At 52.6% G+C, this 26,268-nt stretch carries 12 protein-coding genes; all 12 read right to left on the bottom strand.

Going from position 1 to position 26,268, the window contains the following annotated elements:
• Positions 1–6: 6 nt before the first annotated feature.
• The 12 genes from DFP98_RS31145 to DFP98_RS31090 all read right to left on the bottom strand — a co-directional run bounded on the left by DFP98_RS31145 (position 7) and on the right by DFP98_RS31090 (position 26,087).
• A complete protein-coding gene (locus DFP98_RS31145; protein ID WP_116064546.1) occupies positions 7–813 on the bottom strand; it encodes a response regulator transcription factor in 807 nt (268 codons plus the stop codon).
• On the bottom strand, positions 806–2,650 hold the full coding sequence (locus DFP98_RS31140; RefSeq protein ID WP_116064545.1) for a cache domain-containing sensor histidine kinase: 1,845 nt from the start codon (positions 2,648–2,650) through the stop codon (positions 806–808). The genes DFP98_RS31145 and DFP98_RS31140 overlap by 8 nt, the downstream gene beginning before the upstream one ends.
• 80 nt (positions 2,651–2,730) lie before the next feature.
• Positions 2,731–8,376: an S-layer homology domain-containing protein gene (locus DFP98_RS31135; RefSeq protein WP_116064544.1), complete on the bottom strand. Its 5,646-nt coding sequence runs from the start codon at positions 8,374–8,376 to the stop codon at positions 2,731–2,733.
• 261 nt (positions 8,377–8,637) lie between these two features.
• Positions 8,638–10,302, bottom strand: coding sequence for an extracellular solute-binding protein (locus DFP98_RS31130; protein ID WP_116064543.1), 1,665 nt, complete (start codon positions 10,300–10,302; stop codon positions 8,638–8,640).
• Positions 10,303–10,390: 88 nt separating this feature from the next.
• Positions 10,391–11,266, bottom strand: coding sequence for a carbohydrate ABC transporter permease (locus DFP98_RS31125; RefSeq protein ID WP_181918048.1), 876 nt, complete (start codon positions 11,264–11,266; stop codon positions 10,391–10,393).
• 16 nt (positions 11,267–11,282) lie between these two features.
• Positions 11,283–12,233, bottom strand: coding sequence for an ABC transporter permease (locus tag DFP98_RS31120; protein ID WP_116064541.1), 951 nt, complete (start codon positions 12,231–12,233; stop codon positions 11,283–11,285).
• Positions 12,234–12,359: 126 nt separating this feature from the next.
• Positions 12,360–14,147: a glycoside hydrolase family 36 protein gene (locus DFP98_RS31115; protein ID WP_116064540.1), complete on the bottom strand. Its 1,788-nt coding sequence runs from the start codon at positions 14,145–14,147 to the stop codon at positions 12,360–12,362.
• A 130-nt stretch (positions 14,148–14,277) separates the two neighbouring features.
• Positions 14,278–20,016, bottom strand: a complete 5,739-nt coding sequence (locus DFP98_RS31110) for an Ig-like domain-containing protein (protein WP_116064539.1) — start codon at positions 20,014–20,016, stop codon at positions 14,278–14,280.
• 157 nt (positions 20,017–20,173) lie between these two features.
• Complete coding sequence (locus DFP98_RS31105; RefSeq protein ID WP_116064538.1) at positions 20,174–21,721, bottom strand: extracellular solute-binding protein; 1,548 nt, start codon at positions 21,719–21,721, stop codon at positions 20,174–20,176.
• 64 nt (positions 21,722–21,785) lie between these two features.
• Positions 21,786–22,685, bottom strand: a complete 900-nt coding sequence (locus DFP98_RS31100; protein WP_246016904.1) for a carbohydrate ABC transporter permease — start codon at positions 22,683–22,685, stop codon at positions 21,786–21,788.
• Between the two features lie 11 nt (positions 22,686–22,696).
• Positions 22,697–23,608, bottom strand: coding sequence for an ABC transporter permease (locus tag DFP98_RS31095; protein WP_116064537.1), 912 nt, complete (start codon positions 23,606–23,608; stop codon positions 22,697–22,699).
• Between the two features lie 235 nt (positions 23,609–23,843).
• Positions 23,844–26,087: an AraC family transcriptional regulator gene (locus DFP98_RS31090; protein ID WP_116064536.1), complete on the bottom strand. Its 2,244-nt coding sequence runs from the start codon at positions 26,085–26,087 to the stop codon at positions 23,844–23,846.
• Positions 26,088–26,268 lie beyond the last annotated feature (181 nt).

Below are 26,268 nucleotides of genomic sequence, written 5' to 3'. Positions count from 1 at the left end.
TCCCCGTTACAATAGTTGGTTGCGATACTCCGTGGGCGTCAATCCGTAATGCTTTTTGAAGCTCTCTCGAAAATGATCCAAATCTGTATAGCCGATCCGGCCGCAAATCTCATTAATCCGATTCGCAGGATCTTTTAATAACCGGGCAGCTTCCTCCATCCGAAGCCGAATGATCAGATGGTTGATCGTCATACCCGTCACTTCTTTAACGAGCAGGTTCATATATTTCTCGCTTAGTCCGACGGCAGCAGCAACATCGGATAAGGCCAAATCCTTGCGCATATACTGCTCCTTCACATACTGTACGGCTTGCTCGACCAACTTTTTCTTCTTCAAGTTGCCGGACAATTCCCCGCCATGAAGAAGCTCGGACAGATTCGGCAGCTTATTCCTGGATACCCGCTCCGCCAAATCCAGCTCTCGGCGTTCCTCCCGTTCTTTCTTCAGCGCTCGCACTGCGCGCGCCAGAACTTGCTCGATCTCGGCCGGGTCGATCGGTTTCAAGACGTAGTCGAGCACTTGAAGCTTCAAGGCCGTTCTTGCATGCTCGAAGTCGTTCAGCCCGGATAGGATGATACACCGAATATCGGGCTTGCGTGCTTGCACCGCCTGAATCAGCTCCAAACCGTCCATCTTCGGCATTCCGATATCGGTTAAGAGCAGGTCCGGCTCCTCCGCATCCAGACGGGCAAGCACCTCCTCTCCGTTGCTGAACGCACCGCTCATGACAATCCCCAAGCTATGCCAGTCTATAGCGTGTACCAGCGTTTCGCGTACGGTTTTGACATCCTCGGCAATAAACAGCTTATACATTCGCCAACTCCTCCTGACCCGGTATTCTCTCTGCTATACGGAAGGGCATCTCAATCTCGACGCAGGTTCCCGTATCTGCAGCCACGTATCGCAAGCCGTAAGCCTCTCCGCAATGCAATTGGATTCTCCGATGCACATTCAGCGTGCCGTAGCCGGATCGGACTCCGCCTGCTTTCCCGCCGGAAGCAATTCCCGGGTGATCGCGCAGCAGCCGATTCATCCTGACGGGGTCGCAACCTTGCCCGTTATCTTCAACGCGCAGCACAAGCCCCTTATTGGTCCTGCCGGCCGTTATTCCGATGCAGCAATTCGAGACTTGGCCCGCAAACCCGTGCTTGATCGCGTTCTCCACGAGCGGCTGAAGGGATAAATGAACGACACTGGCCGACATTAGCTCGTCCGGCACCTGAATATCCACTTGCAGGTTATCCATCATCATCTGCTGAATATGAAGATAAGCCTCTACCTGGTTCACCTCGTCCCTCAAGGAGATCCAGGCCTCTCCCCGGTTCAGGCTATGGCGGAAAACATTGGCCAGCGAACGCACAATGTGGCTCGACTCCCGATCCCCGGCCATAATCGCGCGGCAATTGATCAGATCCAGCGTATTGTATAGAAAATGAGGGTTGATCTGAGCGTGCAGCAGCTCCAGTTGAAGCTGGCGGCGTTCCATTTCCTCGACGAAGGACTTCTCGATCAGCGCATGCAGCGTAACGAGTATAGACGAAAATTTCTGGCCCAGCTCGTCCACTTCGTAGATCCCCGAATTTTGTTCCGGCAGCGGCTCCTTAAATTCCAGCACCTCCGGACGATGCATCGCCGAGACAAGCCGTGTAATCGGAACGGTGACTCTGACGACGATTCTGCGAAGAATAACGCCTGCGACGAGCAGAGCGGCAATCGCCGTAGCCGCGCCAATCGCCGATATGGCGAACGTGTATTGAGTAAAATGACTTTCCGGCACAACCGTCAGCAGCTTCCAGCCATTCGTGAACGTATCGAACATGACGCGATGCTGCTCGCCGTCCACCTTCGCCACCTGCGATCCTTTAGCGCCTTCCAATTCGCGAATAAACGGCAATTCTCCCACCGATTCCAGGAAGCCGTACCGCTCGCTGTAGATGACCCGATTGTTCTCGTCCAGGAGGAGATGATAGCCCTTCTCCAATTGCGCATTCTCGAATACGCTGCGAATACTGCCCGTATCCGCGCCGACGATGACGACTCCGACGCTGCGGCCGTCTTTAATGCTCGTCTTTATTCTCGCGGAATAGATCATCGCAGAATTGGATTGTCCCGTCCGCTGCCCCCACCATTCCGTCTGCCGTGTCCCGCTCTTCAAGCTGCGATACCAGATTTGGTCTTGCAAATCTTCATATTTGTAGATCCCCGGTGTCGGATCGAAATGATCGGTTGCGATGCCGTATAACCCGCTTCCCGGCTCCAAGGCAATCGAGATGGCATAAGACTTCTGGGCCGTACTGCGCGAACCGGTATCATTCAGAAGAGATAGCAGGGACAAATTTTCCAGATTCGTCTGCAAAGCGAAATAATCCCCGACCGCATCGTAAGCTTCCTCGTATCTGCGATCTAGCAACCCCTCAATAGAAGGATTGCTCAGAATAAAGCCTGCCACATTATTCATCGTTTCGAACTGATACCAGATGTTTCTGTAGACGAATTTCATTGATTGATTCGCCATATTTAACGTATGGTCATTCTGTACCCGAATAAGAATGTAACTGGCTGCCGTAGCGAAAAAAGCGATAATGATAACGATCAACGCAAATATAGGAAGACTGAGCCGCGATAGCAGCTTTGCATGACGTGCGATCATCCTGACCAGCCTCCTTAGCCAGATGCGATTGTAGGAGCCCCCACAGCCGACTTCGGCCGGATGAGGGGCTCCCTACTTCATTATCCGTTAATTAAATTGTAAATCACTTGCGCAGCCTCCGCGCGAGTTGAATTGCCCTTCGGTATGAATCTACCTGACGCACGGCCTCGAACCAGCCCCAAAGCCGCCGCCTCCTGTACATCTTCAACCGCCCAGCCCGAGATTTGCGCCGCATCCGTAAATGCCGCACCCGTATCCTCCATCGCTCGACCGCCGATCATTCGATAAGCCTTCATCGTCATCACGACCATCTGCTCCCGCGTAATATTGCCGTTGGGATTGAATGTAGCTGCGCCCGTGCCGTTGACGATTCCCGCTTCGTATGCGATGGATACCGCCTCCGCATACCACTTATCCGCGGGCACATCCCCGAACGGCATGACGCCTGTCTTCGTCAGCTTCAGCGCTTTCACCAGCATCGCCGCGAATTCCGCCCGCGTAATCGTCCGGTTAGGCTCGAACTTCCCGGCGCTTGTTCCTTGAACGATCTGCTTTTCCGCCAATTCCCGTATGATGGCATAAGCCCAGTGACTTGGCTTCAGATCGGAGAATTCCTTCGCGGGATTAGCAGGCGTTTCAGTGGTATTCGTGCCGTTACCATCAGGCTTAAGGGGCGTCTCCGGTTCAGTTGTCGTTACAGACCCGGAAGACGCCGGAGGCTGATTCCCCCCCGATGTCGGAGGCGTTGTGGATGGATTGCCGCCCCCATTGCCGCCATTCCCTTCGCCCTCTCCGCCGCCTGGAGTCGACGGATGGTGATCGATGAATTCGAATCGATCGTAGAGCGCAGGACTTTTCGAGTCGGCCGTTCCCTGCGTCCACTGGATAAAGTTGTCCCGTCCGTTCTGGTAGTCCGCATCGTTGACGGCGACATTAAAGCCGATCGTCTGACCGAGCGCCGGACCCAAATCCTTCACGTAGGCGCCCGGAATCATTAATTCATAATAGGTCATGCCCGCCGCTTCGTCCCGAATCGCTTCAAAAGGGACTTGTCCGCTTACGTCGCCATTCGGATTGGGCGGGGCCGAATAGAAAATATTCACCAGATGTCTGCCGTCATCCCCGAGCGCAAACCCCCATTCGGTATCGGCGGCGCCGTAAGGGGATTCCCGTCTATTCAACGGATCCAGACTGATCTGGATGGAATCGTTCTTCCACAGGTTCGCTGCATTCTCGGATTGCTTGTGTACATTGTCCCGCACAGCTATAGCGAAATACATCCCGTCATCTGTCCACTTCGCATACGCCGTCGCCTCAAGGCCGTTCGGGTCGTGGAACCCTGCCGCATTCTGATCATTCCTGCGCAAGTGTACAGGATAGGCATCGCTCCAGTCCTGCAAGTTTCCATCCACCGTGATATCGCCCGACGACTGAATCAAATTAAAGTCCAGAGGCATGGCCTCGTCGTGGAAAATGACTTTGCCGCTCGCCGACTCGTTCACCTGCAGATCGACGAAATAGGCATTAAAAGCCGCAGGCTGACGATACGTCCAACGGAAATCCAATTGTATGCGATCACCCTTCTTCAGACCGCTAAACGTAGAGGAGGCGACCGGTTCTAATAAAGTGCCGTCCGGCCCTTTCAGGGTAACTTCCCCCGCCTTCTCCGCAGAGGATGTGCCCGTCAACACTACGGATACAACATCCAGATTTTCAATCGTCTGTTTAACTGGAAGAAGCTTCGCGGCCAGTCCTTCCTCAACGGTTAGCTCCACTTTCTTCGTGTCGAACGCCGATCCGTTATGCACGATCGTAAACTCAAGCTCATAGCGCCCTTTAACAGTTCCTTCCGGCACAAGCACTTGCAGTACCTGTTCAAGCTCGCTTTGCGCAGGAATCGTCAGATCCAGGCTATCAAGCTCGGTTTGCGCAGCTTCCCATCCATCCGGCAGCTTTATATGAACCGTTACCGGCTGCGGAGCGTTCGTACTGTTCACGAAGGATAGATTAAACACCGTCGTATATCCGGCTTCACCGTTCACCTGGGTCGGCGTAACGTTGGCCAGCACTCCAATAAATTTAGCCGGCTCGGATCCGACCATCGTCTCAACTGTTCCCGCAAATTCCCGCGCCAGCAAATTATAGGCATAGCTTTCCGCATAGCTGCCTCGCGCGAAAGCCGTTTCCGCCAGTCTGCCATATCGGTTCAGACGAAGCACCGCCGATTCGGATACGGGCATGACGTTATAATCGCCTTTCTTGGCATGGAATACAGCAGCCGCAGCTTCCGCTGCATGACTGTAATCCAAGCTATTCGCGCCTATGCCGGAGAGCGCGTACACTAACGCGACCGAAGCGCTCTCCGCCCAATTATATAGGGCCTCCAGCGCAACATAACCGGGAGCGCCTTCGATGGAGCCATTCTCGATCTGTCCGGCGATTTGCGACATAAGCGAATACACGGACCGGATGCCCTGCTCCAATTCCGCAGCCTGATCTCCATTGCCGGCTACCGTCTCGAATTGAGCAGCAATGCGCTCGATTTCGGCCACATCGTCGGCAATAAGCGCAGCGTTTTCCACAGTCTGTACCCGGTTCAGCTTGGTTACGGCTTCTTGTTTCTTGTCTTGCAGCAGCTTGGCCGCAGCCTGGAATACAAACTCGGCCGGCGCTCCCGTCACATAGACCGGCGAACCCGATACATTCAGTTGTACGCGGCCGGCAGCCTCCGATACGGGAACGTCAACGCCGTTAATATCCGTCACCTGCACACCCGCCGCGCCGAAGGGAAGCGTTAGGGTCGCGGTTGGCGGCTTAATCGCCGGGTTGTCCTTATGGTCCACCTTCTTCCAGGCTGTAAGGACGGGCTGTCCGTCATTCAGAAATAGATGAACGGCAACATCCGGATTACCGGTATCCCAGGTTCCGATGTAACGCGCTTTATCCAATTGGGTCATCAATTGGTTAACTGCGGCATAAGCGAGCTTCGGCCGCCCATTATTGTCGGTAATTCCCCAGAAAATATCGTAATAACGGTCGTCGGTTCCGTCGTTTTTGTAATCGTAATACTCGTATGCCTTCACCTGGTCCGTGATCATATAATTCAGGAAGGCGCGAACGATATAGTCTCGTTGAACCTCTTCCGATACGGATGGATAACCGCTCTTCGCAGTCGGCCAGCCGCCCTCGGTCAAATAGTAATCCTTCCAGCCGCCGTAAGCGTCTACCAGGCCTTTCACGGCGTTAACGAGATTTTGCAAGTTGCCGTCCGGCATGGAGTTGTATACATAGGGATGATAAGAATAAGCGTCCGCATAATCGTATGAACCCAGTTCAAGCTCTTTCGGCAGGACGCTCAGTACGCTGGAAGTATGATCGCCGGCGAGCAGCATCGCATTCGGATCGGCTTTCTTCATGTTGAGATAGGCAATCTTCTGCAGTTGAACGAATTCCGCGGGAATGTACGGCTTGGAGAAAATCTCCGGCTCGTTCGGCATTTCCCATTGCCTGATCCTGTCCTTGTATTTGGCAACGACATTCGTCACGAAATCTCCCATCGCTTTCAAGGAGTCCGTCCTATTGATCGTGCCGGACTGATAGTTGGCGTTCTTGTCGATCGACAGCACGGTGATCTGATTGAATCCGTAGGAGAACAGCTTGTCCAGCTGCGGCTCCACTCGGCTGTAATCGTAGATGGGCGCTCCCGATAAATCCTTTACGTTTCTGTCCACATCCTCCCACGAAATGCCGGAGCGATGATGCCGGGCTCCCATCTTGCGGGCTCCATCGATAATATCGTCCTTCCAGTTCAGCGCATAATGAGTGTTTAATCCGAACTTGCTTTCATTGTCCAGATCCAGCTCTCCGATCGGCGCCGCGTTCTTGATAACCGCAAGTCTCATCCGTTTCGACAAGTCCGGCCGAATCGCGCCATCCACTATGAAATCGGTCGAGACCTCATAGGTTCCAATGGCATACAACTGCGGGTCAAACGGCAATACGTCAAAGCTGGATGCATAGGCAGCCAACGGATAGCTTTTCGTACCGGATGCGACGATCTCCCGGGCCCCATCCGCGCGGTTCACCGTATAATCCATCTGCACAACGTGCGCTTGCGATCCGGAATCCAAAGCGAGCGCTAGACTGGGCACTTCGTCCTGCGTGTAAATTCCCGCATAATTGCCCGACGGCTGAAGGTCCACTACGAAAGGCGACTGCATCGGCTCGATCGAGAAGTCGTCGATCATCAGGTTAATCCCGCCGACTACGTTCCACTGAAAATAGCCCTTGATAGGCGCGAGCGCATCGGAATCCTCGCCGCTGGCGATTTCGACGCCGTCAATGAACAGCTTGTGCGTAATTCCGCTTACTCGAAGCTCGTATTCGTGCCACTCGTCCAGCAGCGACTTGACGTAGTTCGCCACGTAGTAATTGCCGCCCAGCGTCGTCTTGCGCATGATAAAATACTTGGAATTATGCGTCGCCCATTCCATCGCATTGTTGTTCGCGTCATCCGTTGCCCGGTAACGGAACCGCCATGTATTTTGCACCGCATCGCTTGTTCTGGCATATTTCACTTTGAATTTGGCGATGAAATTGTCCACGTTCTGGTACACGGGAAGGTTCAGCTTGGCGCTGCCCGATCCGTTCAGATTAAGCACCTTATTGCCGTCCGACAGCTCGACGACTCTTGTATTTCCCCCCACGGTCCAATCTGCAGGAACCGTATTCGCCGGCACAGCGTCGAAATTGTTCAGGTACGGCTCAATCTGTCCGACGGCGACCACAACTTCTCCGGACTCCGGATAGCGTGCGGCATTGCCTTCCTCATCCTGAACGGCAATAAAATACCGGATTTTATCGGTTCGGTTCGAACCCGGGATCACTCCGGAATAGACGCCTTCCCCAATCTTAGGAGGCTGTAAAACAAGATCGAGCGAATCGTCACCGTAGCCATAGTGGATTAACGCTGTCGCAGAGGCTGTAGCATTCGCGACGGTAAAAGCTACAGGCACGTCGGCATTGTAGGGTACCTCTATCATCGGCGTGTGCGAGATTGAGTATGGGTCTGTCGCTGCGGCAACCGGCTTAACCGATACCTGCTCCACGTTGAGATAGACAGCTGTGCTCGCTGTCAGACTTTTTAATGAAAAGCCGATTCCCCCGGAAAGAAGAGAAGCATCGGAGAAAACGGTTACAAGAGAATTGTCGATATAGAGCTTAAATTCAGCTCCCTTCACTTCAATTCTGTACTGGTGCCAATCCGTCAGATTAAAGCCGGGCAGGACAGCGCCGATGTTCACAGGCGCTCCGACCATTTCTGTTGCCGAGGAGTTCGGATATTTCCACAACTCAACATAGCTGGCATTTTTGAATTCCAGAAAATAATAGCTTGTGCTGGACGAATAGCGGAACATCGTCCTGAAGCGATCGCCTTGCGCCGTAAATTCGAGGTTGTAATCCGCGGCCGTGTAAGGCAGCTGCGTCTGCTTCACTACGGCACGCTGAGGCCCCGTCAATGACGTCGATCCTTGCAACTGGGCTTCCGTTCCGGTTCCTTGAACCTGCCATGCCGCGCTGCCGAACAAATCCCAATTGCCCAGCCCTCCGGCAAAATCGTCTTCGTACAGCGAGGCCGGATCCGCCGCTTTCGTCGCAGCCGGGAGCATCGGCAGAATCATAGCAACGATGACCAATATAGACAGGCTCCGTATAAGCCTTCTCATCCGTTAACCCCCTTGAATAATAGTTTGAATGGGACTGTCCCATAAGCAGAGTTGCTTGAAATGATCGATGGATAAAGAAGGGGTATGTACCTCCCGGAGACTGCCTCATACGCTCCTGAAATCACCTTGCAACGGGTTTCCCAATTCAAATTTCAGGAGCGTATAGCATCGGAGGGAGGTACATCCCCCTGTCACCTTGTTCATCGATTATCTTTCTGAGCAACTTGGTTGGCTTATGGAACAGCCCCTTCGTTCAAGCTGTTATTTTCCCGACTTCACTTTGAAGGAGGCTTCGAGCTCGCTCAAAATTTGCGAACCGCCTTGCGATTTCCACTTTTCCACGAAGTCGTCGAACTTCTTAATATCGCCGCCCATAATGATTTGCGTAAATACGGAATCGCGCATCGTGTTCAACTCGACCAGCTTGGCGATTTTCGTCGGAGATTCCAAGTAGTTGGAGGCGTCTCTGATCTGATACTTGTTATTGATCGCCGTGCCCAGCGATTCTGCAAATCGCAGCGGCAACGACTCCAGATAACGCGGCCAGCCGTTCAGCCCTGGAGCGAACAGATAGCTCTGGATGCCGCGGAAGTGTCCGTCCGGATCCTTCATCGTGGTCGGATCGACCAGATCGGTTACCGCCTTCATCGTGCCGTTCTCGACCTTGTAATCTTCCCCTTCGATACCCCAAACGGTCAGCATTTGGTTTTCAGGGGATAGCGACTCCTCGATAATCGCCAGCACTTTCTTGGGATCTTTCGTCTTCACGCTGATCGCGTTCATCTGGGAGAACGGCGCTCCGGCCGGCGCCACCGCATTCCCGTCCGGACCGACAAGCGAATCCGTCAGCGTCAAATATTTGTACGGTTCGTTGGATTGATCCGGGAGCGTGCCGTCCGCCTTGAGATCGCCGCTCTTGATCAGCATATTCGTCTCGATCTGCGTATCGTATCCGCCCGGCGTAGACCACCAGCCCATCCAGGAGAACAGCTTGCCGCTGTACAGCTTGGTTCGCAGCTGCTCCTCCTTGATCGTCGCAAACTCCTTGTCGATCAGCCCTTCCTTATACATTTGCTGCAGGAATAGAAGCGCTTCTCTCATTTGCGGCTCAATGTCATAGTTGCTGAACTTGCCGTCCTTCTCCGTGAAGAAGCCCGGAGTGACGCTGAATGCGCCGAAGATGTTGTCAAAAGAGTTGTTGGCGTATTTCACGTCGCCGATCTGTGCCGTATATCCGCCAAGCGGAATGACGTCCGGATACTTCGCTTTGATCTGCTTTAGAACGTTGTAATACTCATCCAGCGTTTTCGGAGTCTCGGCGCCGATTTCCTTCAAATAATCCGTTCGCATGACCAGGTCCCAACGGTAACCCGCTCCCGGCCCGCCTTGGTAAGGGATACCGTAAATTTTGCCGTTTACCTTCGCCTGCTCGAACGCTTCCTCCGATACTTCACGCATAATGTTAGGCGTATCCGTCTCATTGATCAGATCCGTCAGATCGACGAACGCGCCCTGCTGCGCATACTTCTGGAAATCGTCGGCGAAATCGATTCTGACGACATCCGGAATATCGCCGCCTGCCATCTTCAGATTAAGCTTCGTTTTATATTGCTGGACATCTACCATCTCGGGAATAATTTTAATGTTGAGCTTTTCCTCAATCGCTTGCTTAACGACATCTTGCGCAGGATCGTAAGGCTTGGAAATATCTTGCGCCTTCAGCCACTTCAGCTCATAAGGCTCCTCCGCTTGGGGCGTTTCCGACGCCGAGGCAGACGGGGAAGACACCGACGATGCCGACGGCGACGGAGTCGCGGACGGCGAAGCGTTGCCGCTGTTATTGTTGCTGCATCCCGTCACCATCAGTACGCCGGTCAGTGCGGCAGCAACGACGCCATAAGACCATTTTTTCTTTTGCTGAGACATGAACAATTGACCTCCTCATATAAAATCCGCTTGATTTATATTTACCCTTGTGGGGATAAACCGGAAGTACGGTAATACGGACGAACAGTTAACCTTTTACGGACCCGATCAGCATCCCTTGTTCGAAAAAACGCTGGACGAACGGATAAATCACCATCATCGGCAGCGCCACGATTACGATTGCGGCCATCTGAATGCCGATTGTGGGCGGGGGAGCCGAGCCGGCCGCCTCTAGCAGTTCCGGCGGAAGGCTGGAGCTGGCGATGATGGTTCGCAGGACAAGCTGAACGGGCGCTTTGTGCCAATCCGATACGTAGAGCAGAGCATTGAAGAAATCGTTCCAGTACACGACCAGGTAGAGAAGTCCGACGGTTGCAATAGCCGGCATGGATAAGGGCAGCACGATCCGCCATAAAATGGTGAACTCGGAAGCGCCGTCAATGGCAGCCGATTCTCGCAAGCTTTCGGGAATGCCTTCGAAGAAGGTTTTCATAATAATCATGTTGAACGCGCTGTAGGCCATGACCAGGATGAGCACGATATTCGTATTCAACAATCCCAATTGCTTGATCGTGATGTAGGTAGGAATCATTCCGCCCCGAAAGAGCATCGTTAACACAAAGTACACCATGATGATCCTTCGTCCCGGCAGCTTCTTCTCTGCCAGCGCATAAGCCGAAGTCACGGTAAGAAACAGCGCCAGCGCAACTCCCCCGACCGTGTTCCGGATCGTATTTCCATAGGACTGATAGATCATCGAGCCTTCCTTCAACAAGTACTTGTAATACTCCAAGCTGAAGCTTGAGGGAAAAAGGATCATGCCGTTCTTCTCGCTGAATTGGGAGTACGGCGTAATCGACACAGTTAGGACATACCAGAAAGGAATCACAATAATTAAAGTCAACAGTGTAAGCACAACGTAGTTGGAGGCGACGAATGCGGATTCCCCTCTTGTTAGCTTCACGGGTTCCCCCTCCTTGTCAGAAAATACCGGAATCATTGACTTTCTTGGCAATCTGATTGGCGACGAGCACCAGTACGAATCCGATGACGCCTTTGATGACGTCGGCCGCGGCGGCAAGGCTAAGGTTGAACTGCTCGATCCCTACCCGATAGATGTAAGTATCGAGAATATCCCCCACCTCGAACACCATCGGATTGTACAAATTGATGATCTGATCCAATCCGGCGCTCATCACGTAGCCGACCCTTAAAATGAAGATGACAATGATCGTCCCGGTAATTCCCGGCAAAGTAACGTGAAGCATCTTCTTAAACCTCGTTGCCCCATCCACTGTCGCCGCCTCGTACACCTCCGGGTTAAGTCCCGCGATCGCTGCGATATAGATAATCGCCGCCCAGCCCATCTCCTTAAGCGCATCCGTAACGACCAGAATCGTTCGGAAGTAATTAGGTTCAACGAGCAGGTAGGCCGGCGTACCGCCGAAAAACTCAACCGCCTTGTTAATCAAGCCCGTTTCCGGGGAGAGCAGAATGGTAACAATCCCTCCGTATACGACCCAGGACACGAATCTTGGCAAGTAAACGGCCGTTTGCAGCGTTTTCTTAAACCAGCGCTTGCGAATTTCGTTTAGCGAGAGCGCCAATACGATCGGGGCCACGAACCCGCTGATCATTTTGTACAGGCTGATAATCAACGTATTCTTAAAAGCGTTGCGAAACATTTCGGACTCGAAGAGCGCATTGAAATGCTGGAATCCGACCCAACGGCTCGCCGGAAATCCCTGCACGATGTTGTAGTCCATAAACGCGATTCTGATCCCGTTAAGCGGGAGGTAATCGAAAATGAACACCCATGCAAATGCGGGAAGCAGCAATAGATACAGCAGCTTGTACTTCCAAATCTGCTTGAGCCTCCGCCTCGGCAGCGGCGTTTGTTTCTTGGATATCCCGGCGGCAACTCGCTCCATCTTGCTTTCCTCCTATCCTCTCTCTTAAGCCGTCTCCGACGTCATGAAAGTGTTTACAGTGCTAGCTTATCTGAAAAGATAGGGCCGGAAAACCGGAATGGAGAACGATAATACCCGTGAAAAATCCTATTTATCGGATCGGCCGGCCGCTAGAATCATGACCCCTGCGGGAGGAATCTCAAGGGCATGAATGCCTGCGGACAACCGCAATTCGGAGCTCTCCACAACGTTGCCCATGCAATCTTTGATTTCCATCGTCCGACTCTCGATTTCCGTCATAAGCTCGATATATACGCCCCCGCTCCTCGTTCCGTTAACGATGATCATCGCCTGCGACTCTTCAAGGTCAATCGTAAGAACCGTACGGTGGTAAACAACGGCAATCCGCTTGTTCGCATCGCTTGCGACAACGAGCGGGTATAGCAGCTCGGGGTGATACGGCTCCAGACGGCCATTCAACAGAACGGAGCGATACTCGCGCCAGAAGGGCAGCCAGTAGGCGATCATCTTGACATGGTCCGCCGGCAGGCGATCCAGCTTGACGGAAATTTGCGGCACCGCAAACAACACGTTGATCAACTGCAGCGCTGCGCTTTCCACAGGGTCTTCCGGATGCCACATCAGCATATCGGCGTGAACCGCGGTATTTCCGCTCAACAGACGGATGTCCAGGGTGCGCACTCTATTTTCCAAGGAGTCGTTCGGACAGTCCGCCGCCCTGAACATATTGCCGTATTTGCGCATATAGGGCCCGATATAGCTCTGGCGAAACTCGATCATGACCTCCGGGTTAATGGCGCGAAGCCGCTCCATCACGTCGGACATCAACCGATCGACCGCCTCCGGCACGGAAACAAAATCCCGTCCGCCTCCGACTTCGCACTGCTTGCCCTCTGGCAGGTTAAAACTGTCAACAAAGTCCAGCTTAAAGCCGTCCAGCCCCCATTCCCGCATCGCCTGCTCGTAGATTCCGATCAAATAGCGCCTGATCTCCGGGAAACGCGGATCGACGACTCCCCAGCCGCGCGATTCGACCGTGTATAGCATTTTGTCGCGGAATCGTTCCCAGGCTTTGCTGTGCATGCCCACATAGGGCACGGAATACCACAGCATGTATTTCATACCAAGACGATGAACCCGATCGACATGGGCTTTCATATCGGGTATTTTGTCCGCGTTAACCTCCCAATCTCCGCAGTAGGCATATCCGCGCGCATTGTTGGCGGTTTGCCAGCCGTCGTCTACGATGACCGTTTCGCAGCCCAAATCTTTTGCCAGCCGGCACTGCTCTTCGATGGACTCCGGCTCTACGTCTTGATGGAAGCTGTACCAGGTTGAATACATCGGTTCATAGGCAGACTGTGGTACAGGTGATGGGAGTAATCCCGGAAGTCCGCTCCACCATTGCTGAACCTCGCTCAAGCAGTCGTAGTAGGGCAGATCCCGGTAATCGACTCGCAATGTCTCTTCATAGCAATCAATTGGCGGCGTCGGCTCTTCGAACAGACGGATCGCGCAGTGAAACTCGGCCGATTCCTCATGGACGCCGGCTTTGCAGACAATCGGGTTAAGCGTGTCCGAGAACGCAAAGGTCATTCGACTGCGTCCATTGCCGCTGAACAAACTGACGACAGGCGCCGAATTTGTTGAATTGCTTTTATAACCGCCTGTCCAATCCGGGGCCAACCCGCGATTGCGATAACCGTTCGGATGCCATACGCCGTGAATATCCGCAATCGGATGCTTCCAAATCAATTGGAAAACGGGCGGCGTCTCCGGCTCGCTCGCCGTTACCCGGATATGAACAAGAACGACGCCATCCTCGGGCGACTCTACGTTAACCGTTGCCTGAAAATTGCCCCCGCCTCCGGTCAGTTGATAAGCATCAGGTCTTAAATGGTTTGAAATTGGCATACTTGCGGTTCCTCCAGCCTGTTTTAGACAATAAGAAAGTTAGCCCGATTGCAGCATGGCTTCATCCGGCATCGTTTGAATGATTGTGGAGCGGATGCCTCCCCTAGCGAGGATGGCATCCGTCCTAATTCTATTGCAGGCTGATCAGCCCGTAAATCATTTGTGCGGCTTCCGCGCGCGTCGAGTTGCCCTTCGGCATGAACCGACCTGACGCCCGGCCTCGAACCAGCTCCAGCGCTGCCGCCTCCTTCACGTCCTCAACCGCCCATCGCGAGATTTGCGCCGCATCTGTGAATGCCGCGCCCGCGACTTCCGCCGCTGGGCCGTCGATCATTCGATACGCCTTCATCGTCATTACAACCATCTGCTCCCGCGTAATATTACCGTTGGGATCGAATGTCGCTGCGCCCGTTCCGTTGACGATTCCCGCTTCATAGGCGATAGACACTGCCTGCGCATACCACTTATCTGGGGGCACATCTCCGAACGGCATAACGCCTGTCTTCGTCAGCTTCAGCGCTTTCACCAGCATCGCCGCGAATTCCGCTCTCGTAACAGTCCGATCAGGCTCGAATTTCGTCGCGCTCGTCCCCTGGATAAGCTGCTTTGCCGCCAGTTCCTGAATCACCTTGTACGCCCAATGCGCGGGCGCCAGATCCGCAAAGTCCTTCTTCACTTCAAGAACGGCGTATTTACTGAAGTGATGAATAAGCGCGGTCATCTCGCCATTGGCGTATTGTCCGCCGATCCATTCAAGCTGACCCTCGTCGGCGATGTAATAAATGCCTGTCAGCTTCGGATTCATCGAAGCTTCGACCTTCAAGCGAATCACGATCGGCTGATCGAATGTCGTCAGCTTCTTGGTTGTGCCGCCTGCCGTTGTAAGGGTCAAGCTCAGCTCGTATATAGCGCTGCCTTGTTGGATGGCTGCGTTAGAGAATGGCTGCCCCTTGGCAAGAAGCTGTTGCCCATCGGAAGGCTTCAACGGCTCAAGCTTCAGCGAGATGACGCTGCCTTGCAGCTCTGCAGCAGAAATTTGCCCTGCCAACTGCTTGAACAGCCCTGAGGGAATTTCAAGAACCAGCTCATCCGTCTTCACTTCAAGCTTGTTCTCCCCCAGAAGCGCTGCCGCATTCGAGGGAAGCTTAACCTCCGTCGTATTCGCCGGCAGTTCAACGACGCTTCTGCCATTGGAGCCGTTCTTGAGCGAATTCGCCGGAACGGTTACGATTCCTTCGGATGCAGCCGGAGGTGCCGACGGAACGGTAGTCGTTCCAGTCGCAGGCCCCTGAGGAGTTGACGTCTGACCGCCTCCCGTTCCAGGCGTTTGCCCCGAACCGTCATCCGGGCCTTCGTTTCCGCCTGGCGAGCTATCGTTTTTAGCCGTTACGGCGACAACGCAGGTTTCTCCGAATTCGCCGTCGACTGTCGTTACCGTAACCTCGGCAGTACCCGCACTAACAGCGGTTACTTTGCCGTTGCTGTCCACGGTTGCAATCAACGGGTCGCTTGTCTTCCAAGTAACCGCTTTGTTCGTTGCATCGGCCGGATTGACTGTGGCAAGCAGCGTCGCCGTATCGCCCACATTAAGCGCTAATGTATCTTGATTCAGCGATACACCGGTCACCTCAACCGTCACCGGAGCTGCGACAATCGGCATAATGCGAACCTCGTCTACGAGCAGGTTAACTTCCGGGCCGACGCTTTTCAGAGCGTATCCAACCCCTCCGGCTTGCAGCGATGCATCGTTAAAAGTCGCGATCAAAGTATCGTCAATAAATAGCTTGAACTCGTTCCCGTACACTTCGATCTCGTATCGATGACTCTCCGTCAGATTAAAATCCGGGATCATCGCTTGGATATCCACAGTCGTCCCCACCTGAGACGGGCTGGAGGAATCCGCGTACTTCCACATTTCTACAACATCGACGTTCACGTTTCTCTTGAATTCCAAGAAATAATAGTTCGTTCCGGAAGTATATCGGAACATCGTCCGGAAGCGATCCGCGGTTGCAGTGAACGCAATGCTGTAATCCTGCGTCGTGTAGGGCAGCAGGGAGGCTTTCACCATGATGCGCTGAGGCCCCGTGAGCGTTGTCGAACCCGCTAGCTGAGCTACTGCGCCGCTGCCCTTGATCTGCCATACTGTGCTGCTGTACGACTCCCAATTGGCGAGTCCCTCTTGAAAGCTGTCGTCCAGAAACGGTTCCAGGACTACAGTGACCGTACAATCCGCAGTGAAGGAGCCGTCTTCCGTCGTTACCGAAATAACTGCCATTCCCGGCGCGATCCCCGTCACCTTGCCGCTTGCGCTAACTGTCGCAATAGACGTATTGCTCGAATTCCAGGTTACGTTTCTATTCGTGGCATCCACCGGCTCGAAAATGGCTTTTAGGCTCGCCGATTTCCCTGCGGCTAACATAAGTGTCGAGGGGCTCAGCGTAACGCCGGTAGCATCGACAATGACATTCGGATCTTTATTGGAGATCGTCCAGCTCGCAAAATCATAAGTTAAGGCCTCGCCGCCCTGACTTGCGGTAAATATCTCCGAATCGATATCCTGCTGCAGCCACGGCGTGTCAAAGAGCTTAAACGAAGCATAGTCGATCGCCGTTCCGTCGATCTTGTGCGTATTGTTGTAAGATCCCGAAGCTAAGTCAAACGTAATGTCCATGACATGTCCGCTTAAGTTCGTATACATGAGCCGCGGGTTGGCATCGTCGATGTGCGAGCTGTCCAACGTCGTCCTCGTAAGAATCGCATTCTTGAAGCTGTCCAAGTCCGGATATTCCGAGGCATCGGCCGTCTCCAGCACCCAGCCGTTCTTGTCCGCCTGACTGCGAAGAATGTTGTAGCTGTAAGACAGCTGCGCGGTCGGATGCAATTGAGCCGTCGTCTTGACTTTGTTCGACGGATCGGTAGGCGTCTGATAATACCAGGAATACGGCTTGATCATCTTAAAGGCAAAGTACATCGAACCCGTATCGCTAAACACCCATCCGGATTGCTCTTCCTTCTTCTTGATCGACCCCGTATCCGGGTACATGGCGTTAAGGAAATTGTCCGTCGCGCCCGGTGCGCTTAACGATTTGAACACGCCCACAGCCGCTTTTTCATCCTGCATAATTCGGTGGTTCTCCGGCTGGTCGTAGTTCCCGATCGGGCTGGTGCCCTGATCGGCGTTAACTCTGAATAAGGAAGCCGGCGAAGAGGAATGCCAGCGCAAGGCGACCGGAATATCTTCGATCCAGTTGTCCACCCGGTTGTACGTCACTTCCGTCGCCAAGCCCCAGGTCGGCTTAACATACGCTTGGCGGTAAGTTTTCAGATTGCGACCGCTCGAGTTTTGCAGGTTCGTCTTGCGGTAAGTGTAATCTTTGTCCGCCAGCTGTCCGATTCGAATCGCCATATCCGGCGGCGTATAGGTCATGCTTGGCGCATAAACCATGCCCAGATACTCGAGATACGGCCGGTAAGCGGAGGGCACCATCGCATCCGACTCCCCGATCGTTTCCTGCGCGCGGTGTGCGCCGAAGTACATCCAGGACAGAGCCGTATGGTCAACGCCTCTCCAGGACGGATCGCTTACGGATACGCTGTCGCCTTTGGCCCGATTTGACGTGGAAATAAACTGGCCGTCGATCCAGTCGTTCGCCCACTCAAACCACATCACGTCCATGGCCATTTTTACCTTTTGCTTAAAATCCGGCTCATCCGTATATTGGTAGATTGCGTTCAGGCAAAGATAGGTCATAAACGTGTATTCCGGACTCTCGTATTCCGCCCAGCCATCATGTACGCCCGCGTCTATCATCTCTTCTATATTGGCTCTGTTCATCGCTTTCAGCGTTGCCCCCGAGTTGCCTCCCCCTTCGTTATAAGGAACGGTCCGAGGGTAGGCGCCTACGAGATCCACAACGTCCGGCAGGTACTGGCCTACGAGATAGCCCGATACATAGTTGCTCATCCTGAGATTCTCAGTCTGGTTCAGCTTGGCGTATTTATATCCTGCGAAATAATCTTTGACATGCTGCATCATCGTGCTGTCGAACTGATCTCCGACCAGCAGATAGGCATACATTTTGGAAACCGTCTTGTACTCCTCCCAATCGTGGGTTTTGTACATGTCGTCCAGCTTCTTCAAGTTTCCGGCTACATTCTGGCCATCGAGAATTTGCGCCACGTACTGAACAATGTTCATGGGTCCGCCGACTTCCGACATCGCCTTGGTTTTGTTCCATAGCCATTGCTTGCGGGTTTCGATCGTTCCCGGAAAAGGGGAATAATTGCTCTCCTGCGGCGGTACGTCTTCGATGCTGACATCGCTGAATTCCGTCACGCTCAGCCGATTAACGTCGTGACTCGTCAAAGCCAATCCGAAGTAAACGGTTTCAGGCAAACTGACGACTTCTTTCTTAACCAATGTCCAGTTCTCTCCGTCTGCGGAATCGTACGCGCTGATCACATTGCCTATACGAACCAGCTTCACCCAATAAGGAGCCGGCGCCGCGGCGCCCGTCGTTAAAGTCGAAGCTCCTCCTGGCGTTAAGCGATCCTCGAATACAACGCCGTTGGAAGGCGAGACCGCCATCATAGCATGACGGGATTGAGGCGATATGCTTTCGCGAATCATGACGCCGGCCTTGGTCCATGCAACCGTGTTCTCCATATTGGCGACGCGCGCAACGATTTGTCCGTCGCCTACCCATGGTCGGTACATATAATGGAAGGAATCGTCAGTGCCCCATATGTCGGCTCCGGAAGCTTTAAGCGTGAACGTTGCTGTAGACTCATCGTAAGTCGCGCTTCCCGCCAATCTGACGCTGCCGATGTCCAAATTACCGAACGGCTCCGGCAATCCGCCAGCGGAAGGATTCGTCGTCACCGAGATTTCATTGCTGGCACCCGAGATGTTGGCGACCGCGTCTCTTGCCTTAACCGTATATTGATAGGTCGTATTCGGAGTTAACCCGCTTGCGGTGTAGCTGGTCAGCAATCCGCCCACAAAGCCGATCAATTGGCCGTTCTGGTATATATCGTACCGGGTAACGCCGACGTTGTCCGTCGCTTCCGTCCAGGTCAGATTAACGCTCGTATCCGTCTTGCCGGACTCCGTCAAGTTGGCGGGCGCCGTCGGCGGCTCGGTATCGACCTCCGCCGCATCCTGCATGACTTCATATACAGCCAGGTCGGTGACCGCAATCGCTTCATCCGTGCCGCCCGAATTGACGCGGACGGAAAATTCCAGCTTGAAGGTCGAGATCAACCTCTGACCGCCGTTCGGCACGATTGTCATCCGGTAGCTGGCGATATCGCTATCATTCACAGTCAGCATTTCATTCGGCGCCGCGTTCTTGTAGGCCGCCGTATTTGTTATGGTCGACTTGTCCGGTACAGGGAAACGGGGAATCAGCACATTGTCGTAATTGCCGAATTGCACCCGCGCGTAAATATCGTTGTTGATCGGTTTATCGCTGGCAGCGGTGCGTTTGAGCTTATATTCCAATACAAACTCAACCGGCGCGGACCCGACCGGCAGCGCATAAACTTGGTTGATCCGGGAGACAAGCGCCCCGCTAGCCAATTGGTAATAAAAATAGCCGCCCTGGTTTTCGTTGTTCACCGACGAATCGCGAAATTCAACGGCATTTTTGCCATCGATCTGCACGATTTTCTGAGAACCGCCGTTTGCGCTGTTTTCCAAGGTAAAAGGACTCGTTCCGCCGGCAAATTGCGTATCCATATCTTGAGCGAGCAAATTCACCCATATTTCGGACTCGCCCTTCGCGGCTTGCAGCGCAGGCATATTGGCGAATGCAAGCACAAACGCCAGAAGCGCGCTTACGATTTTCCTGCTTTTCATAACCATCCTCGAGTTACCTCCATTGTTTAAGAGAATTAGGGTAAAACGAATGATAAGAAAGCGCTTTACAAATTGCTTGAGGCTGGCTGCTCTACACCTCCGATAGGAAGTTGAGTATTCGCTTGATCAAGCCGAATACTCAACCTGCCATCTCGATCCGTCTCTATTTCTTCAGAAACTCGTCGATTTGCTTCTGAAGCTCGGTCTGGATTTTCTTCAAGTAGCCTTCCCCTTCGGATTTCAGCTCGTTCCAGGTTTCCGTCGGGTCCATCACTCCGTTAAATAAAGCCGAATAATACTTGTCCTCGATTGCGCTGTACAGAGAAACCTCGTTCGCGACAGGCTCCGGATCGAAGGAAAAGCCGGTCAATACGCTTGCGATCAAGTTGTCTGCATTGGCGTTGAACTTGTAATGCTCAATCGACACGGGGTCGAAGCCCGCATTCAAGCGATCCAGCGTCGGGTTCCATACCCATGCATAAGGGAAGAAGCCGTATTTGCTATCCGGGAGAGACTTGTATTGGTCGTCGCCAATCGCTTCGTAGTTCCTTCCCTCGATCCCATAAGCAAGCAGATCGTAATTTTCCTTCTTGGCCGTCCAGTTCAAGAACATCATGGCGCGTTCCTTGTTCTTGCTCACCTTAGGAATCGCCTGGAAGTTCGCCTGCTTAAAGTTTGTCGTGACTTTGCCCTTCTCCAGCGGCATGAACGTTACGGCTTCCACTTCGGCGCCAGGCGTATTCTGCGAGATTGCCGTCGAGATTTTGGTAGGCACGCCGAAGTCGTTCGTGGCGTAGATCGCGATATTGCCTGCCTCGAAGATCGTATCGGCATCCTTAATCGCCAGCACGTCCGGATGAATCAGCCCTTCCGTATACAGCTTGCGGGCCTCTTCGATCCATGACCACACCATAGGGTCCATCTCGTCGAACAAGTTGTACACCTTGCCGTCATTGTTTTTGTAATGCAGAATAATGCTCTGTCCCAAAGCGTCCGATCGCAAAATCTCGGGACTGAAGGTCATGAACGATCTGTACGCGCCCCACGCCTGATCCTTCTGTCCGGGAAGACCTTTAGCCAGAATCGGGATGATATTCTTTTCATTCTGTTTGATCTTGTACGCAAAATCGATCAGCTCTTCATAGGTTTTAATTTCCGGCACGCCGTATTTTTCTCTCAAGTCTTTGCGAACCAGATAGGTTCTTCCGTTCAGATGCGAGTTGCCGAGCGGAAGCGCGTAGATTTTGCCCTGGAATTTGTTCGCATCGAACATTTGCTGCGATCTGACGGCTACGGCGTCTTGTCCGTACTTCTCAAGCAGCTCCTCCAGCGGCTCGTAATAGCCCGCGGCAATCATTTGTTCCATGTGCAGCCACGGCGCATCGAAGATCAAATCCACATTCTCGCCGGATGCCAGCATGACCTGCGTTTTCGAAGCAAGATCGGACCAAGGTATGAATACAATATCCAGCTTCACGTTGATCGTGTCCGCCATTCTTTTCTCGGCTTCGGCAATAACCAAATCCATATCCGCAGGGCGATCCCCCGGAATGATGATCTTCAGCGTGACCGGGTCAAGCTTCGCGCCTTCGACGGCAGCCGGGCTTCCCGTCTGTTCGGCATCGCTTTCGTTGTTCGAGCTGGAGCTGCAGCCGAGCGCGATCTGGACAAGCAGCAACATCATGAGTACTGCCGCAATTGACTTCTTCATCTTGCGTATTCAACCTCCCATAATAGTTTGTATCTATGCTCAACCGAACGATCTCGGTATAAGCCTACCCTTTTAGCGCGCCAATCGTAATGCCTTTCACAAAAAAACGTTGAATAAACGGATACAGGAAAATAATCGGCCCAATCGTCAAGCACACGGTCGCCAACTGCACGCCGTATGTCGGTATGGCCTGGGAGTAAGTCGTCTGACTTCCTCCGACGTACGAATTGATATTTACATTCGAGATGATTTGCCGAATCATAATCTGCAGCGGATGGAGATTATGGTTGTCGATAAACAATAACGCCAGATAGAAATCGTTCCAATATTGCAGCGCATAAAATAAGCTCACTGTCGCGATAACGGGCTTGGATATCGGAATAATGATTCTAAAAAAAATGGTCAGGTCGTTGGCCCCGTCGATTGTCGCCGCCTCGTTGATCTCGTAGGGCAGGGTGCGGAAGAACGACACCATGATAAAGGCGAAAAACGGGTTCAATAGATAAGGAAGAATGAGCGCCCATAGCGAGTCCTTCAATCCGAGCGTATTCGCGACCAGAATATAGAAGCCGACGAGCCCGGCGCCGAATACCATCGTAAAATATGTCATGAAGGATAAGTAATTGCGGTATTTCACTTTCTGGTGGGCCAGTACGTAGGCGTACATCGATGTGATCAGGATGGCCAAGCAAGTTCCTATTAACGTCACCGAGACTGTGACCGCATAGCTGCTCGCGATCTGTTTGCCGGCCATCGTGTATTGGTATGCATACAGCGAGAAGTCTTTGGGGATGAGCTGCATCCCGTGCAGTTTAATGCTGCTTTCCGTTGCAAACGAGTTCACTACGACCAGCCAGAAGGGAATGAAGCAAAGAAGAGCGAATACGCCCACGAATACGTAAATGCCGTACACAAAGCTTCTTTCCCACAGCGATCGATCTTCTTTCACGCGATTCAAATTCATGGTGCTCCCCCTTAGAACAAGCTCGAATCCTTGTCGATCTTCTTGGCGATTTGATTAAAAATAACGATTGTAATCAGGCCCATCACCGACTGATACAGCACGACGGCGGAGGATTTGCTGAAATCGCTCAATACGCGCAGCGCCCGATAGGTGTACGTATCAATGACATCGGTCGTTGAGTACAAGGCGCTATTGTCGCCGATGATGCCGTAGATCATCCCGAAATCTCCGTAGAAAATGCGGCCCACGCCAAGCAACCCGAGCACAACGACAACATTGCGGATTAACGGGAGCGTAATGTGATAAATTTGCTGAAGCCGCGTCGCGCCGTCTATTCGGGCGCTCTCGTAATATTCCCCGGAAATGCCCGTTATCGCGGCCAGAAAAATAATCGAATAGTAGCCTGCGAACTTCCACACGTAGATTAGCGTCAAGATTCCCGGCCATACTACAGGCTTCAGGTACCAGTTCACAGGGTTTAAGCCGTATGTCTCCAGGGTTCTGTTAACCACGCCATCCGTCGTGTTCAGGAAGGCGAACGTCATCATGCTGACGACGAGCCAGGAAATAAAATAAGGAATGAAGATGAACGATTGGGCAAGCTTCTTATAGAGGAGATGGCGAATTTCGTTCAGAAACAAAGCCAGCACAAGCGCAATCCCCAGACCGAATACGAGGAACAATCCGTTCAGGAAGATCGTGTTTAACGTTACTTTGTACCAATCGCTGCTCATAAAGAAAAACTTGAAATTGTCCAACCCGACAAATTGACTTCCCCACAACCCGTCCGCCAGCCTGTATTTCTTAAAAGCGATTAAGTGCCCCGTCAGAGGCAAATACGCGAATACGATCAGGAAGATCAGGCCCGGCAGCGCCAATGCATACAAATACTTATTTTGTCTAATCTCTCTAAAAAAGCTCATCGTGTCACACCTGCTTCAGTATGTTGTGTGTGTCCCTCGTCAGGCTTAATCATAGGCCGTCATGCAAAGCAGCGTACAGTCCTCATCCTGGAATTCGGTGCTGAAATCGGCGAAAATACGGGTTCTGATTTCGGAAGCGAGGTTGTCAGAACGGAAATCGGCCTTGAACGGCAAACCAAAAAAGCGCTCTGGCTCTAGGCCGGACACGCTTTTGAGGGTGGTGCGTTGATTTGGACTACTGTCTTTCGCGATACTGACTTGGGGTCATCCCGGTTGCTTTCTTAAAGGCGGTAAAGAAGTTGCTCTTCGTCTGGAAACCCGATCGCTCGCCGATATCGGTTACAGTCCAATCGGTCGTCTCCAGCAGTCCTTTCACTCGGCTAATCCGTTGTTCCATAATATAATCCGACAGGGTGGTCTCGAATACTTCCTTGAACAGCTGCCTAATATAGCGCGTCGACAGCGATACGTGCTCCGATATCTCTTCGATCGTCAGCATCGGCTCATGCAGATGCGTCTTCACATAGTCTACAATTTCCGTCACAATCTCATCGCGGCGGCTTGAACCCTTCTTATTGCTCAAGTCGTCCATCATTTCCTTTAAGCCCTGTCCAAGCCAGCCCCTGATTCCGCTTAACGTATCGAATCTCTCCAGAATATTCTCGATCCCTTCTACCGATTCGACCGATGGCAGCTTATTAAACGTTTTGAACAGCGTATACAAAATCAATGACAACTGAAACTTGCTTTCGGCATAATGCATCGTTTGCAGATGTCCGAAGATTTGATCCAGGCTTTTGGTCACCTCGTCCGCTTTGCCCATCCGGATTCGCTTGATCAGCTCCTCCAACATGTTATCGTCCGGCAGCGGCTGAACGCGCTGCATATAAGCTTCAAAATCCTGCTCGAGATAGACCTTATCTTCTCCGGATATGAATTTAAGCATCGTCAGTTCGTGAACATAGTCGTAGATGCCGCGCAGATCGTCGCCGAACGAATTGGCCCCGCTTAAAGCAACCGTTACGCGAACCCTTGTCCACTTGTCGATCTGTTTCCCGACCTCCTGCATGACCTCGTCAAGCTCCTTCATCGAAATGTCGGACCCGGATATCAGCAGCGCAAGATGATCGCCGCCCATATCTACCGATTCCGCCTGCCAGTGCCGATTAAGGATTTCCTCGGCAATGTTGCCGATTGCGTATTTCATCAGCTTGCGGGAGGCGAAATTGTAGCGCTCCTGAAATATGCTGTATTCATTAATTCGCAGAACGCTGAGATGCAGCTTCTCTCCTCTGAACAACGCCGTCTCTTCGTGAAGATAGCGCTCGACCGGCGCGATCAGCTTGCCTTGGACGATCCATTGTCTAAGATACTCCGTCTTGATCAAGCTCTTGTGCTCCCGCATAGAGATGTCCAGTTGGTCCACTTGATTCGTCAGCAGCTCGATGCCATACCGAATGACCTTGTATTCTTCCCGCGGACCGTCATTGGTCTCGCTCTTGAGCTTTAAGCCGAATTTCATCTCCAACTGATCGGCTAGTTGGGCATATGGACGATAAGTACGTCTCGAGTTCCAGAACAGAATCCCCAGCAAGAGGACGGCGAATAAAGCCGCGATCAGAAGCATCCTGTTCCGAAATGAATTGAAATCGGCAAGGATTTGCTTATACTTCGCCGTATTGAACAGCGTCCAGCCTTGCGGCTCGATATGGGCGTATTGAACGGACAGCAGCTCGCCCTTGTAGGTGTGCTTAAAGCTGCCGGCCGTGAATTGTTGGGATTTTTGGGCCAACTCGGCGTACAAATCCTCGGAACCGTTCGCTCCGAGTACGGTTTGCCCGTCGCCGTCCAGAACGAACGATTTCGTTCCCAACTGCTGGTCGTCCTTGAGCAAATATTGCTCCAGCAGCTTGTTATCCATCAGCATAACCAAATACCCGAACGATCGCTGTCCGGACGGCACGGTCGGAATGATCAGCGCCAGCATCTTCCGGCCCATCGTTTCGTGCACAATAAAATTCAGATAGGATTTTCTCGGCTGCTGAATGATCGCCAGCATCTCTTGATCGGAGAACCGCTTGAACGAGGATATCCCGTATTTTAAATTGATCGCATTTTCGGTGCGCATATTAAATAAATAAACATTGGCGATGAACGGTTCCGTGGACATATAGTTCGTTGCCGATTCGATCGCATCGACCTGGTGCGCGGAATTCTCGGTCATGTCCGTCAGCCACAGATTAATGCTTTTATTCTGGTACATATTCAGGCCGTATGCGATCATTTTCTTGAACAGAAACTTGGCGTTCTCTTGCGAGTGAACGACCTCGGTCTGACTGGCTTTATCGATTTGCTTCATCGCATACGCGGAAAATTGCCGGGAAATCAAATAAACAAAAGGAATAGAAACAACGGAAAAGAGAATGCAAAGCACCAGGAAAATCCGCACGTATTTCTGCTTCGGAATTAACCGCTTCATTGCTGCCACTCCTCGGATATCGGATGCCAAGCTCGGTTATCTCCGAAAAAGTATAGATTGTCCCCATTAAAGTTACAAGTATTGATACCGGAACTCCGGTCCTCATTGCGGAACTTTCCGACGTTCAGGAAGCCGTACCGGCGGTTGAGCCTTCCGGGAACAGCAAGAGGACCGTCCCTCT

This window comes from Cohnella phaseoli, from assembly GCF_003386235.1.
GTDB lineage: Bacteria > Bacillota > Bacilli > Paenibacillales > Paenibacillaceae > Cohnella > Cohnella phaseoli.
The sequence above is the reverse complement of the archived record's forward strand: the minus strand, read 5'-3'. Positions and strand labels throughout refer to the sequence as shown.